This is a genomic window from Gordonia sp. DT218 (assembly GCF_049847105.1).
In the GTDB taxonomy this organism is placed as follows: Bacteria; Actinomycetota; Actinomycetes; order Mycobacteriales; family Mycobacteriaceae; genus Gordonia.
In genome coordinates, this window is sequence record NZ_JBNCNS010000001.1 from 1168475 (window position 1) to 1184061 (window position 15587).

The 15587-nt window shown below is 66.0% G+C and carries 15 protein-coding genes and 1 pseudogene; 2 read left to right on the forward strand and 14 right to left on the reverse strand.

From position 1 onward, the window contains the following. Positions 1–22: 22 nt before the first annotated feature. The 6 genes from ACPXCG_RS05435 to ACPXCG_RS05460 all read right to left on the reverse strand — a co-directional run bounded on the left by ACPXCG_RS05435 (position 23) and on the right by ACPXCG_RS05460 (position 7242). Positions 23–1207: a lipid-transfer protein gene (locus ACPXCG_RS05435; RefSeq protein WP_425789824.1), complete on the reverse strand. Its 1185-nt coding sequence runs from the start codon at positions 1205–1207 to the stop codon at positions 23–25. Beyond that, a complete protein-coding gene (locus ACPXCG_RS05440) occupies positions 1207–1632 on the reverse strand; it encodes a MaoC family dehydratase (protein ID WP_425789826.1) in 426 nt (141 codons plus the stop codon). The genes ACPXCG_RS05435 and ACPXCG_RS05440 overlap by 1 nt, the downstream gene beginning before the upstream one ends. Further along, positions 1629–2681, reverse strand: a complete 1053-nt coding sequence (locus ACPXCG_RS05445; RefSeq protein ID WP_425789827.1) for a bifunctional MaoC family dehydratase N-terminal/OB-fold nucleic acid binding domain-containing protein — start codon at positions 2679–2681, stop codon at positions 1629–1631. The genes ACPXCG_RS05440 and ACPXCG_RS05445 overlap by 4 nt, the downstream gene beginning before the upstream one ends. Continuing rightward, complete coding sequence (locus ACPXCG_RS05450) at positions 2678–3841, reverse strand: acyl-CoA dehydrogenase family protein (RefSeq protein ID WP_425789829.1); 1164 nt, start codon at positions 3839–3841, stop codon at positions 2678–2680. Before ACPXCG_RS05450 ends, ACPXCG_RS05445 begins: the two co-directional genes overlap by 4 nt. Beyond that, positions 3831–4943, reverse strand: coding sequence for an acyl-CoA dehydrogenase family protein (locus ACPXCG_RS05455; RefSeq protein WP_425789831.1), 1113 nt, complete (start codon positions 4941–4943; stop codon positions 3831–3833). Before ACPXCG_RS05455 ends, ACPXCG_RS05450 begins: the two co-directional genes overlap by 11 nt. 118 nt (positions 4944–5061) lie before the next feature. After that, positions 5062–7242, reverse strand: coding sequence for an acyl-CoA dehydrogenase family protein (locus tag ACPXCG_RS05460; RefSeq protein WP_425789833.1), 2181 nt, complete (start codon positions 7240–7242; stop codon positions 5062–5064). A 121-nt stretch (positions 7243–7363) separates the two neighbouring features. On the opposite strand from ACPXCG_RS05460, the gene kstR reads away from it, so the two are divergent. Then, positions 7364–8026, forward strand: a complete 663-nt coding sequence (gene kstR / locus ACPXCG_RS05465; RefSeq protein WP_425789835.1) for a cholesterol catabolism transcriptional regulator KstR — start codon at positions 7364–7366, stop codon at positions 8024–8026. A 268-nt stretch (positions 8027–8294) separates the two neighbouring features. On the opposite strand, the gene ACPXCG_RS05470 is transcribed toward kstR, so the two are convergent. Next, positions 8295–9284, reverse strand: a complete 990-nt coding sequence (locus ACPXCG_RS05470) for an alpha/beta hydrolase (RefSeq protein ID WP_425790499.1) — start codon at positions 9282–9284, stop codon at positions 8295–8297. 157 nt (positions 9285–9441) lie between these two features. Then, entirely contained in the window at positions 9442–10083 is a 642-nt protein-coding gene (locus ACPXCG_RS05475; RefSeq protein WP_425789837.1) for a TetR family transcriptional regulator, read from the reverse strand. A gap of 124 nt (positions 10084–10207) precedes the next feature. On the opposite strand from ACPXCG_RS05475, the gene ACPXCG_RS05480 reads away from it, so the two are divergent. Beyond that, positions 10208–11035, forward strand: coding sequence for a mycofactocin-coupled SDR family oxidoreductase (locus ACPXCG_RS05480; protein ID WP_425789839.1), 828 nt, complete (start codon positions 10208–10210; stop codon positions 11033–11035). Positions 11036–11113: 78 nt separating this feature from the next. Here the strand turns inward: ACPXCG_RS05480 and ACPXCG_RS05485 are convergent, their stop codons facing one another. From ACPXCG_RS05485 to ACPXCG_RS05510, 6 genes and pseudogenes are all read right to left on the reverse strand, one after another. After that, entirely contained in the window at positions 11114–11890 is a 777-nt protein-coding gene (locus ACPXCG_RS05485) for an enoyl-CoA hydratase (RefSeq protein WP_425789841.1), read from the reverse strand. Beyond that, positions 11883–12983 carry an enoyl-CoA hydratase/isomerase family protein gene (locus ACPXCG_RS05490; RefSeq protein ID WP_425789843.1) on the reverse strand — a complete coding sequence of 367 codons (1101 nt, stop codon included), beginning with the start codon at positions 12981–12983 and terminating at the stop codon, positions 11883–11885. The genes ACPXCG_RS05485 and ACPXCG_RS05490 overlap by 8 nt, the downstream gene beginning before the upstream one ends. Positions 12984–13086: 103 nt before the next feature. Continuing rightward, a pseudogene (locus ACPXCG_RS05495) lies at positions 13087–13539 on the reverse strand (MaoC/PaaZ C-terminal domain-containing protein). A 52-nt stretch (positions 13540–13591) separates the two neighbouring features. Next, a complete protein-coding gene (locus ACPXCG_RS05500) occupies positions 13592–14020 on the reverse strand; it encodes a globin domain-containing protein (protein WP_425789845.1) in 429 nt (142 codons plus the stop codon). Between the two features lie 4 nt (positions 14021–14024). After that, positions 14025–14216, reverse strand: a complete 192-nt coding sequence (gene tatA, locus ACPXCG_RS05505) for a Sec-independent protein translocase subunit TatA (protein WP_425789847.1) — start codon at positions 14214–14216, stop codon at positions 14025–14027. Between the two features lie 59 nt (positions 14217–14275). Next, entirely contained in the window at positions 14276–15499 is a 1224-nt protein-coding gene (locus ACPXCG_RS05510; protein ID WP_425789849.1) for an oxygenase MpaB family protein, read from the reverse strand. Positions 15500–15587: the final 88 nt, after the last annotated feature.

Below are 15587 nucleotides of genomic sequence, written 5' to 3' on the forward strand. Positions count from 1 at the left end.
TTCTCCCTTTTGCTGAACTCGCCTAGTTGACCTGAGACCGCGTGAGCACCAGACCGCTGGTGGGGACCCCCGTACCCGCGGTGACCACGATCTTGTCGGCGTTCTCGACCTGATTGACCGAATCGCCACGTATCTGTCGGACCGCCTCCGCGATCCCGTTCATCCCGTGAATGTAGGCCTCACCGAGTTGTCCCCCATGGGTGTTCAGAGGCAGCTCGCCACCGACCTCGAGCGCGCCCGGGCGCCGGACGAAGTCTTTCGCCTCTCCTCGACCACAGAACCCCAACTCCTCGAGCTGCATCAGCGTGTAAGGAGTGAAGTGGTCGTAGAGGATGGCCATGTCCATGTCGGACGGACCGAGCCCCGACTGCTTCCACAACTGCCGGCCCACCAGGCCCATCTCCGGAAGGCCCGCGAGGTCGTCGCGGTAGTAGCTCGACATGATGAACTGGTCGTCGGCGCTTCCGGCCGCTGCCGCGGAGATCACCGCGGGCACTTGCGGCAGGTCGCGGGCGCGCTCGGCCGACACCACCACGATGGCCACGCCACCGTCGGATTCCTGGCAGCAGTCGAGGAGGTGCAACGGCTCGGCGATGTAGCGGGAGGACTGGTGGTCTTCCAGCGTGATCGGCTTGCCGTGAAAGAACGCGTTGGGGTTGACCGCGGCATGTTTGCGGTCGACCACCGCGATTCGGCCGAAATCCTCACTGGTTGCACCATATTCGTGCATATACCGCTGAGCGACCATCGCGACGAACGCGGCCGGCGTAGACAGGCCGTGCGGGTAGGAGAATGCGTTGTCGGTGCCCGACGAGTTCTCCTGATTGGCGACGGCACTGTTGACCTGACCGAATCGGAGGCCGGATCGTTCGTTGAAGGCCCGGTAGGCGACGACGACGTCGGCCACTCCGGTCGCAACGGCCATCGCCGCCTGTTGCACGGTCGCGCAAGCCGCACCACCGCCGTAATGGATGCGGGAGAAGTAGGTCATCTCCTTGATGCCCACCGCACGCGCCACAGCGATCTCGGCGTTGGTGTCCATCGTGAAGGAGACCAGACCGTCGACGTCCGCCGGAGTGAGCCCGGCATCTGCCACGGCGGCCGACACGGCCTCGGCGGCCAATCGCAACTCACTGCGCCCGGAATCCTTGGAGAACTCGGTGGCGCCGATGCCGGCGATCGCAGCCTGTCCGGAGAGCCCGGCCATCACGACTTCCTTTCCGTGGTCTGCCCGTGGGTGAGGGTGACCGTCGAGATCACATGCTTTCCCAGGGAATTGGTCCCGGTCACCGACACGGTGATCACGCCGTCGGTGACGTCGGTGACCTCACCGGCGAAGGTAACCGAGTCGTAGGCATACCAGGGCACACCGAGTTTCAGGGAGATCGATCGAATCCGCGCGGTCGGTCCCGCCCAGTCGGTGACGAAGCGCTCGACGAGACCGGTGTCGGTGAGGATGTTGACGAAGATGTCCTTGGAACCCTTGGCCTGTGCGAGATCCCGGTCGTGGTGTACGTCCTGGAAGTCGCGGGTGGCCAGCGCGGTCGCAACGACGAACGTCGGGGTGGCCTCGATCGTCAGCGGCGGCAACGTGTCTGCCACCTGAACCGGTTGGGGTGCAAGGGCGGTCACGACTTTCCCTCCTCGACGGGTGTGAATGCGTACAGGGTCCACGAGTCGGCTTCGGTGTCGGCGTCGGTCGGGAAATCGAGATATGTCGCCTCGACCGGCAGGCCCACCCGCACCTGATCTGGCGTGATGCCGCGGAGCTCGCCCAGCATGCGGACGCCTTCGTCGAGTTCGACGAGTGCCACCACGAACGGCAGTTGGCGGCCGGGTACCTTCGGCGCGTGATGGACGACGTAGCTGTAGACGGTTCCACGCCCCGTGGAGACCACGTAATCCGTCTCCGGCACAAGGCCGTCCGCTTGGCGCGGCTTCCAGGTGGCTGGGATCGGCGGATGTCGCAGCGTCCCGTCGGCCACTTTCTGAATCCGCAACTCGTGCTGCGCGACGCCGTCCCAGAAGAACGTGGTGTCTCGCGAAGCGCTCGGCTTGAGCATGCGAGTCGGATCGAGATCCTCGGGAACCGTCGTGGCCACATCTGCCTCCGCCTCCGATGACGGCGGGCGGAACTTCAGGATGCGGAACGACATCTCGGCGACCACCTCGTCCCCGACGGACCACACGTTGCGGGTGGTGAAGAACCATCCCTCACCGAGCGCGGTGTTCTTGGGGCCGACCACGTCGACGAGTTCGGCCGACAGGCTGACCTCTTCGCCGGGTTCGGTGTAGCGGTGATAGACGGTGTCGCAGTTGGTCGCGACGACGGAGGTGTAGCCCGCGTCGTCCAACAGTTCGCTGGCGCGACCGAGCGGATCGTCCGTGGTGCGCTTGCCGTGCAGGCCACGCATCGTCCAGACCTGGGCCATGGCCGGCGGCGCGACCACACCGGGATGGCCCGCCGCACGCGCCACCGATTCGTCGACATAGATGGGGTTCTCGTCCCCCATCGCCTCGACCCAGTTGTTGATCATCGGCTGGTTGATCGGGTCACGCCCGGTGACGGGTGCGCTGCGGCCGTCGGCCTTGATGGCTTCTGCGGCAGCACGGATCTCGTCGGCGGAGGTCTCGATACGCCCCTCGTCCCTCGGGGCCACTCGACCGGCAGTTCGGCTCATCGCTTCGCCCTCGGCAATCCCAGTCCGGAGGTCGCGATCATGTCGCGCATGACCTCGTTGACACCACCGCCGAAGGTGATCACCACATTGCGCTTCTGCTGGACGTCCAACCAGTCGACCAGCGCCGCGGTCTCCGGATCGGTGAAATCTCCGTAGCGCCCGACGATCTCGTTGATGAGGCGGCCGATGGTCTGGAGACGCTCGGTGGCGAAAACCTTGGTCGCGGCGGCATCGGCCATCGAGATCGCCTCTCCGGTGGATGCGACCTGCCAGTTCAGCAACTCGTTGATCCGGGCGTAGGCCTCGATCTCGGCGAGCGCGCGACGGACGTCGGGGTGCTTGGCGATCACCGTGCCATCGGAACCGGGCTGTTGGGACCACGCCCTGATACGGGCCGCGAGGCCGTCGATGCGGCCGGCCGGGCCGAGCATGACGCGTTCGTGGTTGAGCTGCGTGGTGATCAGCTTCCAGCCGCCGCCCTCGTCGCCGACACGCATCGACACCGGCACGCGGACGTTGTTGTAGTACGTCGCGTTCACGTGGTGTGCCCCGTCGGCGGTGATGATCGGGGTCCAGCTGAAGCCGGGGTCCTTGGTGTCGACGATCAGAATCGAGATGCCCTTGTGTTTGGGGGCTTCCTTGTCGGTCCGGACGGCCAGCCAGATGTAGTCGGCGTCGTGCGCACCGGTGGTGAAGATCTTCTGCCCGTTGACAACATAGTGATCCCCGTCGAGGACGGCACTCGTGGTCAAGGAGGCGAGATCGGTGCCGGCCTCCGGCTCCGTGTAGCCGATGGCGAAATGCACTTCACCGGCGAGGATGTCGGGCAGGAACCTGTCCTTCAGTTCCGGTGTGCCGTGAACCTGCAACGTGGGTCCGACGGTCTGCAGCGTCACCGCAGGCAACGGCACATCGGCGCGGACCGCCTCATTGGTGAAGATCTGCTGCTCGATCTCACCGAAACCCTTGCCGCCGTACTCTTTCGGCCAGCCGACTCCGAGCCGACCGTCTTTGCCCATCTGCCGGATGACCTTGCGGTACGTCTCGCCGTGGCGCTCGGTGAGCATCGCCTCGGCATCGGCCGGGCTGACCAGGTTCGCGAAGTACTCGCGGAGCTCGGCACGGAGCGCCTTCTGCTCCGGGGTGAGATCAATGAACATGTGCTGCCTGCGCTTTCGAATCGAGCCGCGCATCGGAATCGTCGGCGACCTCGTCCAGACGGGCATCGGCACCGCCGATCAGCCGGGCGAGATCCTTGGCAATGGAGAAGTAGCGATGCAGAGGATAGGTCACGTCGACGCCGATCCCGCCGTGCAGGTGGGTCATGGTGCGCATGGTCGCCGGGATCTCCGCCGCCAGCCAATACGACGCGATCCCGAGATCCTGTGTGGCGTCGAGCCCTTCGGCCATCCGCCACGCTGCCGCCGTGGTCGCGAGATCCATCGAGCGCTCGATCACGTAGATGTCGGCGAGCTGCTGACCCACTGCCTGGAAGAGCGCGATCGGCTTGCCGAACTGCTCGCGCCCGGTCACATGGTCGGCGGTGAGCCGGGTCGCACCGGCCACCAGGCCGTCGGCATAGGCCGACAGCACCAGCCGGTAGCGATCGCGCAGCACCGAGACATCGGCGGTGAGGACATCGGCCTCATCGATCTCGACATCGTCGAAACGCACCGTGTACTCGCCCCACCCGCTCGAGGTGGGTGTCCGCGAGATGGTGACGCCCGGCTTGTCGGCGGAAACCATCACGACGCCGCCGTCGGTCGACACCACGAGAGCCGCGGCGCCGTCCGCGTGCAGCACACCGGTCTTCGTTCCGGTCAGCCGACCGTCACGGATCGTGGTGCGCGGTGTCGGCGTCAGGGTGTCGCCCTGCTCGCCGATGGCCACCGCATGCCACGCCGCACCCTGCAATGTTGGGCCCCACGCCGCGCGCGATGCCGCCGATGCGTGGCGCAGCGTGAGCGCCGAGGTGAGCGTTCCGAGTGCGGGCGTGACCGCCGCGGACTCACCCATCTTCCGCAACAGCGGCAAGAGATCGATCACGGCGACGTCGTCGCCGTCGAGATCGGCCGGGAGCGGCAACGCCATCAGCCCGGCGTCGGCGATCGATCGCCAGAGAACGTCGTCGAACGCACCCGTCACCTCCGGGCCGAAACCCCGCTGACCGAACTTGGTCTCCCAGTCCGGCTGGTGCCGGGCAAAAACCTCCGCGGCGGCATCGCGTACCGCGACCGCCGTGTCGTCGAGGGCAAAGTCCACCCCACTGCCTCCTTGCGACAATTAGAACCTGTTCTAGTTGTATCAGACGGGTTTGCGCCTGTGTCCGCTACCGGCCCCCATCTGCCAATTCGATGCCGAAATCGCATATTCGGCGGGATCAACCGCGGGGCAAACCGAGAATCCGTTCCGCTGCTGCGGTGCGCAAGATCTGCGTCGTCCCGCCGGCGATCGAGAGACACCGGTTTTGGAGGAACGCGTCCGAGGCATCACCGGCCACCACCGCGTCCGTACCGAGAAGATCCAGGGCGAATTCCGGAACCGCCTGGCGGTGCCGGACGCCGATCAGTTTCCGCACGCTCGACAGCGCACCCGGATCGTGCCCGGCCAACCGCTGGGTCACCGCACGCGCGTCGATCACCTGCCCGACGTGCGCCTCGGCGACGAGTCCGCCGAGGGTCGCCATCTCGTCGGGTTCGAGAGTCCTGGGCATGTCCACGATCTGGCGCAGCAGGGCGTCCATCTCCTTGCCCAGTCCCGATCCGCCCATGGCCACCCGTTCATTGGCAAGCGTCGTACGTGCCAGCCGCCACCCACCGTTGATCTCGCCGACCACACAGTCGTCGGGGACGAACACGTCGTCGAGGAATACCTCGTTGAAGTTGGCCCGGCCGGTCAGTTCACGCAGCGGCCGGATGTCGATGCCCGCCGAGGTCATGTCGATGACGAAATAGGTGATGCCCTTGTGCTTCGGCGCATCCGGATCGGTCCGGGCAAGACAGACCCCCCAGGTGGCGTTGTGCGCCTGAGACGTCCAGATCTTCTGTCCCTGCAGCTGCCAGCCACCATCGACCCGGGTGGCCCTGGTCCGCAGTGCGGCCAGATCCGAACCGGCCTCGGGTTCGCTGAACAACTGACACCACACGATGTCGCCGGCGAGCGTCGGCCCGACGAAACGGTCCCGCTGCGTGTCGGTGCCGTGTTCGAGGATCGTCGGGATGGCCCAGGCACCGATCACCAGGTCCGGGCGGTCCACCCCGGCCCGCTCGAACTCGCCGTCGATCAGGAGTTGGAGTGCCGGCTCGGCCGACAGACCGTACGGCGTGGGCCAGTGGGGCATCAGATAGCCGGATTCCGCCATCGCCTGACGACGCTTGTCGGGCTCGGCGGCCTTGATCGCGGCGACCGCCTCCCGTACCTCGGGGCGACGTTCTTCCACGGCCGACAGGTCTATCTCGAAATCCCGCCGCGCGCCCTGGAGCCCGAGACGACCCAGCTGACGACGGGCCTCGACGGCCTGCCCCAGTGCGGCTCGCGCCGTCATCGCCGATCGCAGATAGAGGTGGGCGTCGTGCTCGAAGGTGAAGCCGATCCCACCGAGCACCTGGACACAGTCCTTGGCGTTGGCGACCGCGGCGTCGGCGACGATGGTGTCGGCAGCGCATCTGCTGATCCGGAGTTGCGCATGCGCGCGTTCGGGTTCCGCGCTGACGAGCACGTCGTCGACGGCGCGCGCGAGGTCCCAGGCCACCGCCGTGAGTTCTTCGCTCCGGCAGAGCATGTCGGCGCAGATGTGTTTGATCGCCTGGAACGAACCGATCGGCGCACCGAACTGGGTCCGCACCTTCGCGTAGTCCACCGCGGTATCGAGGGCCCACCGGGCGACGCCGCTCTGATAGGCGGCGAGCGTCGCGGACAGCACGCCCGCCACGAGATCCGGGTCGTCGAGGGTGACGAGCTCCGACGGTTCGACCGACGTGACGCGAACCCGCGAGATCGACTCGCCGCCACTCACGGGCGCCTGCGGCGTCACGTCGACGACGCCGACCCCGGACGGCAGGATGCGCCACACGCGATCACCGTCGACCTGCAGCGGGATCAGCAACACGCAGCCGTCGACATAGCCGGGGACCGATCCGAGATCGATCTGGCCGTCGCGGAGTTCCGTTGCCCCGACGCCCGCGAAGGCGGATGCCGGGGCCGCAGCGGCCACTTCACCTGCCGCGAGCCGAGCGAGCAGACCGTCGGCCCGGTCGTCAGTGCTGCGGGAGAGCCCGAGAGCCGCTGCGACGGTGGGACTGATCGGCCCCGGCACGAGGCTGCGGCCGCACTGTTCGATCATCGCGGCGACGTCGGTGAAGGTGGCGCCGAAACCCCCATGTTCCTCGGGCAGCGCCGCCGCGAACACGCCGAATTCGGCGAGTTGGGCGAGCAGCCCGGTCCATTGATCCGCCGGTTTGTCGATATCCGCGCGGACCAGTTCGGTGGTCTGGACACCATGTGCCCAGGTTGCGATCGCGTCACAGACGGCGATCTGTTCGGCTGTCGTGGCGATTGTCACGCTATTCCTCTGTATGTCAGGTTGTGACGGGCAATTAGAACCTGTTCTAATATGCCATGGGTGGTTGCCAACCGGTAGGCACCCTTCAGGAACCGAAACACGTGAGGATGTCTTCGACCACATGGCACGTTCTGCACCGGCAAGCGCCTCCGTCGACACGGCGGCGAACCCCGCCCCGACGGCCGGCACACCGTCGGGGGGAACCGAGACCGGATCGTCGGCCCAGCGCGAGCGGCGCCGACGCATCCTCGACGCCACGTTGGCGCTGGCATCCAAGGGCGGCTACGACGCGGTCCAGATGCGGACCGTCGCCGACAAGGCCGACGTCGCCGTCGGCACCCTCTATCGGTATTTTCCGTCCAAGGTCCACCTGCTCGTGACCGCACTGGCCCGGGAGTTCGAGCGGGTCGAGGCACGCGTCGATCGCTCACAACTGCGCGGCGACACCGCAGTCGACCGTCTGCGGCATGTCCTCGACATGATCACTTATGCGATGCAGCGCGATCCCCTGCTCACCGAGGCCATGACGCGCGCATTCATGTTCGCCGATGCGTCCGCGACCGCCGAGGTCGATCAGGTGGCCGGCATCATCGATCGCCTCTTGGCGGGCGCCATGGTCGGCAACGGCGAGCCCGGTGAAGAAGACCTCGCCATCGCGCGCGTGCTGTCGGATGTCTGGATGTCGAATCTGGTGCAGTGGCTGACCCGTCGCGCCTCGGCCACCGACGTCACCAACCGACTCGAGCTGACCGTCCGACTGCTCCTCAGGGATAGCGCGGACTAGTCACCCACCGCCCGTCTGCACAGTTGGGCCGACCCCTCCTTCGCCGAGCGGGCACAGTTCCTCGCCGATCGGGCACAGTTCCTCGCCCACTGGGCGCGAACGTTCTTCGATCGTGCGCGGCTGCGCACTGTCGACACCAGACTGCGCACAGTCAGCGACAAACTGCGCACGATCGGCGCAGAATTGCGCACGGTCGGCGCAGAATTGCGCACGATCGGCGAGGCGGAGCGAGGCGAGGCGGAGCGAGGCGAGGCGAGGAGCGGAGCGGTCAGTGCGCTGAACGAGCGGCGGGCTTTGCCGGCGCGGCCTTCCGGTTCAGATCGGCCGAGAGCATCGGCCAGGTACGCCGCAGGTCGGACTCCCAGTACTCCCACGAATGCGTTCCGGTCGGCCGCGAGATGGTCTGCATCGGAACGCGGAGACCACGCAGACGCGTGGCCATCTGCTGCGTACACGAGTTGACCGCGGCCTCGATGACACCGCCGAGCACGACCTGGTTGGCCAACGTCAGCGGATTGCCCTGGACCAGTCGCGCCTCGGGCCGGTCGTAGGGCCCGGGCAGGCCGGTGCCGGACGTCATGTAGACCTTGGTACTACGCAGTTTGGCCGCATTCACGAACGGGTCGTTCTCCCGCCATCCCGGTCCGCCGACGGGCCCCCACATGTTGTCGAGGTTGCCCTGGCCGCGGTCGGCGACCACCATGCGAATGTAGGCCTGCCCCACTGGATCACTGGTTCGCGCGCACCCGCTGTATGCGGCGACCGACCGATAGAGGTGCGGAGCCGCGATCGCGAGATTCAGCACCGAGGTGCCGGCCATCGAGATCCCCGCGATCGCATTGACCTTCGTCGTACCGAATTCCTTGTCGATCAAGGGGGGCAATTCCTTGGTCAGAAAGGTCTGCCACTTGTTTCGCCCCAACACCGGATCGTCGTGCCGCCAGTCGGTGTAATACGAGAATGCCCCACCGATCGGGGTCACGACGTTGACGTTCTTGTCCGCGAAGAACTTCACATAGTCGGTCTTGGCCGCCCAGGTCGCCGAGTCCTCACCACCACCCGCTCCGTTGAGCAGATAGAAGGTCGGCCGCGGCTTGCTCGTGTCGCGTGGCCGGAGGACGGTGATCGGGACCATGCGTCGCATCGACGCCGAATAGACGATGGCCGTGGCCTGCTGCTTGTTGTCGTGGATCACCGTGTCGATCCGGGACACAGCCGGGTCGGGTTCCGGGGCGGCAGACGCCGCCCCCGATCCCATTGTGAGCGCGACGGCGACCGTGGCCGCGGCACTGACCCACGCACCCCATCGAGGACCCCAACGTGTGTCCACCACTATTCCCTTCAGCCACAAAAGTCACATCTGTCACAGATGCTAGCCGTGGGCGATCGCCGCCCCAAGTCATGGAACAGGCTTGTTAGTCAGTTGTGACGTCCGGGCGGCGCGGAACCATGAGCGCGAACATCGGCCGCAGGCATTCGGCGAGCCGGGCGCCGGGGTCGGCCAGCCAGCGTTCATGGCCGGCCGACGAAGCAGCCATCACCGCATACGCAACGGCCAGCGGGTACTCGTCGCCGGGGCGACCGCCGGTCCGCTTCGCCACGAATTCGGCGATCACGGTGCGCCATTGCCGATATACGGCACCCGCCTGCGCCTGCACCGCCGCAGCGTGCAGGATCAGTTCCGCACGATGCCGGGCCCACTCGTCCTCCGCAAGGCCGTGATCGATCGCCGCTATGAACGCATCCTCGACGACGTCCACCGGATTCGCGGAGGGCGCCGACTCCGCGATCATCGCGCGGAAATGCCGAAGCTCGGCATTCGATTCGACCCACACCACGTCGGCCTTGGTGGCGAAGTAGCGGAAGAACGTTCGCCTGCTCACGCCGACGGCGGCCGCGATGTCCTCCACTGTCGTCTGATCGAAGCCGTCGCCGAGGAACAGCCGTTGCGCCGCGGCCGCTAGCTCGCGGGCACTGGTACTCGCGGGACGTCCACCCCGATCGATCTCGACATCCGAGGAAACCCCCGCGCCACCTGGCGTGTCCTCGTGACCCATCAGGCCATCGTCCCACCGTCGGGTCGGTGCCACCGAAATTGACACCCTAGTGTTTTGTCACTGTGTGACATAGCCTCGATTTGAGACGTGGATCACACGTCCGTGGCGAAAGGGAGTGCGTCAGATGGGCAAATTGGAAGGCCAGGTCGCCTTCATCACCGGTGCGGCACGCGGACAGGGACGAAGCCACGCGATCCGGCTGGCCGAGGAAGGCGCCGACGTCATCGCGGTCGATGTCACCGAGCAGGTCTCGACGGTCCCGTATGACACCGCCCGGCCCGGTGACATGGAGCAAACCGTCAAGGAGGTCGAGGCGCTCGACCGTCGCATCATCGCCTCCGAGGTCGACGTACGTGATCTCGCCGGACTGCAGAAGGCAGCGGCCGATGGCATGGCCGCGTTGGGGCGCATCGACATCGTCCTCGCGAACGCCGGTATCAACACCATGGCACCCACCCTCGAGATGGACGAGGAGATGTGGGACACGATGATCGACATCAACCTCACCGGCGCGTGGAAGACGGTGCGCGCGGCCGTCCCCTACATCGTCGAGGGCGGACGCGGCGGTTCGGTGGTGCTCACGAGTTCACTCGCCGCCCTCGTGGCGAACGAGAACATCGCGCACTACACAGCCGCCAAGCACGGACTGGTCGGCTTGATGAGGGTCCTCGCGAAAGAGCTCGGGCCGCAGAGCATTCGGGTCAACACCGTGCACCCGACGACGGTCGCCACCGAGATGGTCCTCAACGATGCGACCTACCGTCTCTTCCGACCGGATCTCCCGGCACCGACGCGAGAGGACTATGAAGTCGCGGCCCGCGAGATGAACCGGCTGCCCGTCCCAGCGCTCGACCCGGTCGACATCTCCAATGCCATCGTCTATCTCGTCTCCGACGACGGGCGTTATGTGACCGGGACGACGCAGGTGCTCGACGCAGGTGGCAGCCTCTGACGCGGTCTACCGTGGTCTCGATACACGGCTCGCCTGGCGGCTCGCCGTTACTCGACCAGCGGGCAGGCAGGTCGAGGTTCAGCTGTGCGTGAACTTCGGGTCGCGCTTCTCCACGAAGGCCGCCATGCCCTCGGTCTGATCGTCGGTGGCAAAGGTCGAGTAGAACAACGCCCGCTCGGCACGGATCCCCTCGGCGAGACCGGATTCGAAGGCCCGGTTCACCGCATCCTTGGCCAGCGAGGCAGCGATGAACGACTTCGACGCGATCGTGGCCGCCACCTCTTTCGCGGTACTGAGGCAGTCCTCGGCCGCGACCACCCGAGACACCAGGCCGAGCCGGTCGGCTTCGTCGACCTTCATGTTTCTGCCGGTGAGGATCATGTCCATCGCCTTGGCCTTGCCGACAGCCCGCGTGAGTCGTTGGGAGCCACCGATTCCCGGGATCACGCCAAGGTTGATCTCGGGCTGACCGAAGACCGCGTTGTCGCCGGCGATGAGGATGTCGCAGATCATCGCCAGTTCGCAGCCACCCCCGAGGGCGTAGCCGGTGACGGCCGCGACGATGGGCGTGCGCACCCGGGACAGCTCGTCCCAGGCGCCGAAGAAGGATTCCGTCACCACGTCGCTGTAGGACTTCGACGACATCTCCTTGATGTCGGCTCCTGCCGCGAACGCGCGGTCGGAGCCGGTGATCACGATGGCCCCGACGTCCGGATCGCGATCGAGATCGGTTGCCGCACCGACCACCTCGTTCATCAGGGTGGTATTGAGCGCGTTCAGCGCCTTCGGCCGGTTGAGTGTGATGACACCGACTCGTCCATCACGCTCGACGACGATCGTCTCCAGATCAGACACTCGAATCCTCCTGTGGTGCGGTGTCGATGGTCAATTCCAGCTCGTCGGGAAGTGGGACGAAGAATGCGTCCACCTCTGCTGCGGTCACCGCCGCGTGGTCGGCATGACGCCACGACGGTGTGCGGTCCTTGTCGATCACCTGCGCGCGAATGCCCTCGGCCATGTCGGGATTGAGTAGGCTGCGCAGCGAGACGCGGTACTCGCGCGCCAAGGTTTCCTCCAGCGTGGGCTTTTCGTCTCGCAGCGACTTGAGGGTCACGGCCAGGGCGGTCGGACTCTTGGCGGCGATTGTGTCTGCGACCTTGCCCGCCTCTTCGGTACCGACGGAGCGACACCGCTCGATGATCTCTGCGACGGTCTCGGCCGCGAACGCGGTGCCGATCCAGTTCCGCTGTGCGGCGAGCGTCGACTCCGGTGGCTGCTGCGCATATTCGGCGAGGGCGTCGTCGAGCGAGGCCGTGTGGAGAGCCCGCTGGAATGCGCCGAGGTCGCCGGCGGGAACGAAGTGATCGGCAAGGCCGAGCGCGATGGCATCCGCACCCGACAGCGATTTGGCGGTGAGCGCGGCATAGGCCCCGAGACCATCCGGCACCCGCGCGAGCAGATGCGTCCCGCCGACGTCCGGAACGAACCCGATGCCCACCTCGGGCATGGCGAGGCGGGTGCGGTCGGTGACGATCCGAGTGTTCGCATGGGCGGAGATGCCGACACCGCCACCCATCACGATCCCGTCCATGATGGCCACATACGGCTTGGGGTAGCGCGCGATGTCGGCGTTGAGCCGATACTCGTCGCGCCAGAACTCCGCAGAGGCGCACCCCGCCGCATCTGCGTCGCCGGCCGCCGGGTTGCCGCTGAGCGCCGACGCGTCCCGGTGGATCGCCACGATGTCGCCGCCGGCACACAGCCCGCGCTCACCGGCGCCGGCCAGCATCACCGCCCCGACCTCACCGTCGGCCGCCCAGCCTCGCAACAACTCGTCCATCGCGGTGACCATCGGATGGTCGAGCGCGTTGATCGATCTGGGCCGGTTCAGTGTCAGGGTCGCCAGTCGGCCGTCCAGCGCGGACAGCACCGATGGTTCGTCCGCCATCGCTTACTCCTCGAACGTCGTCGGATAGTCCACCAAATACTTGCATATCCTAGTAAGGGAGTACAGAGCAGGTCTCTGCCGGTTCTCGGAGTCGCGAGTCAGGCTACGGCCGCTCGCGCACAAATGCCTCGACGAGCAGGCTCAGCACGGCCTGGCCACCCTGGTTGACGAGCTCGGCCGTCGTCGTCACCAACGCCCGGCCCCGCTTGTCGAAGTCGATCGCATCGATCACGATCGCACCGGTGAGCGTGTCACCAGGCCGGACCGGCCGCAGGAATCGGACGTCGGTGAGGCTCTTACCCGCGATCACACTCCAGCCCCCGAAGACACCGGATACCGCCAACCGCTGGTAGACGGCCAGCGTGTGGATCCCACTCGCGATGAGGCCTCCATAGGCGCCGGCCTCGGCGATCTCCTTGTCGATGTGGAAGCCCTACGGATCCCACGCCGTGGCGTAGTCGATCACCTCGGCCTCGGTGACGGTGTAAGTGTCCAGCGGGTACCGAGCACCGACCTGCAGATCGTCGGCATAGGTGACATCGGGAGCATGTTTCACGGTGGCCAGGGTAGCCACGGCCGATCCGCGACCGCGGTGCGGCGGGTCGCGTTCAGCGGCGGACTCCCGTCTCCGGAGTCACCTCGGGGCGGTGGCCGTCGAGCATCAGCGCGGAGACCACACCGAGTGCCTCCTGCCAGGCACGGGTCATCTCGGTCGTCCAGCTGTCCCCGCCGATCTCGGCCATCGTCGCGATCATGCATTCCCCCACCGCGTCATACATTTCCGCGGTGACCCCCATGTCGTCATGGCGCCGCCCCAGCGTCTGGAGGTTGGTGGTGAGCCAGTCATTGTCGTCGAGATGGTCCAGTACCGCCACGATCGCAGTCCTCAGCATGGCGGCTTGAACCTTGTTGTCGCGGCGGAACATCGGCTCGACTGCGGGATATCGGTCGAACAAGACCTGGTAGAAGCGGACGGTCAATCCGTCGTCGGGAAGATCGACGAGCGACAGACCGTCGTCGAGTGCCTGCCTGTCCATCAAATCAGGCCCCCTCGGATCTGTCGTCACGCGGGTTCTCGGCGGGGCCGTCGTCGTGCATCTCATGCACCTCACTCTTGAGGATGCGTAACGAGCTGCCCAGCCCGCGCGCGGCAGCCGGCAATTTGCTCGACCCGAACAACACGAGAAAGACGATCGCCACCACGACGACATGCCACGGCTGGACCGCACCCATCACCATCTCCTTTCCACCACAGAACTATTCGTCATTCATTCGCCGGCTGGTGGTAGGCATCAGCGGTACTTCGGATTGTTGATGACCGGGATCTCGATGTTGATGGGCATGTGCAGCTCGGACATGTAGAGCAGCACGAACTGACGCAGGAACTCGTCGAAGAGCCAGTACGCCTCTTTCGGCACACCGACATTCAGCGCGCCCTCGCGGACCGCGACATAGGGCCCCCACGCGGTCTCCAGCAGCGGGCTCCACACCGGCTCCCTGGGGATGTCGAGCCAGTCGGCGACCTTGTCGCCGAGCATGAACCTGGTCAGCGCCCCCAGCACACCCCTCGAGAGCAGGGACAGATCGAGGTTGTATCCGAGACCGAGCAGGATGTCGGCCAGTTTCTTGCCCTCCGGCGTGGGTGCCAAGATGGGGTCGAGCACCTGCTTCGCCTGCGAATCGGCCGCGTTCCATGACTTCGGAATGTATTGATCTTCCACCCCGAGCATGTGTGCGGTCACCTGCCACGAATGCAGGAAACCCTCGGACTCGTCGGCCGCGATCGGCACATTCCACTTCTGCAGATTTCGCCACACCGTGGTCGGCAGGCTGTGCCAGGTGACCATGATGTCGGCCTGACTGATCGGCTTCTTCTCCGGCGCCGCGTGCACCCAGTGCGGCGACTGCGGCAGGAGGTGCCGGACCGCCGCATGGGCCATCCGCGTCTTGACACAGGTGACAACCATCTCGCCATCCGGCTGATAGGCGTTGAGAGAACCTATGTCGTATCCGAGTTTGGCGGTCTTGGTGATGCGGTCCTTCATGTCCGCGCCACCCTTGGAGTAGTAGACCGCGCGCGCCTCCTTGGGGATGACCGTGCTCATCATGCCGCTCGCAAAACCGTACAGCACACCGAGATACGTACCGCGCTTCTGGTTGAAACGCACTGCCGTCGCAAGCTTGTCGCGATCGGTCCACGACGGCAACTGCCGGGCATGTTCCATGAAGTCCCGCAGATCCGCAGGTAGGCCGGCGGGCAGCGGCTGGCCGTTCTTGGTCCACGACCGCAGGATCTTGTTGACCTTCGGCACCTCGCCTCGATCCAGCAACGCGGCGATCACGGCATCGGCCTCCGGATCCCACCCACCCTTCGGATCCGCGCCGCTTCCGACCCTCGGCAAGGACTCCGCCGGCGACCATGTCCACGGCGTGGCCGGCGCGACGACCGCTGCCGCACCGAGGGCCCCCAACGTTCCCCCGGTTTTCAGCAGCCTGCGCCTGTTCAGATCTTCCATTCTTCACTCCCGTCGAACGCCCGACTCGATGACGCGATGTAACAATGCGTGTAACTCTGTAACATTGCTACCATGATTGTGGTCCGCA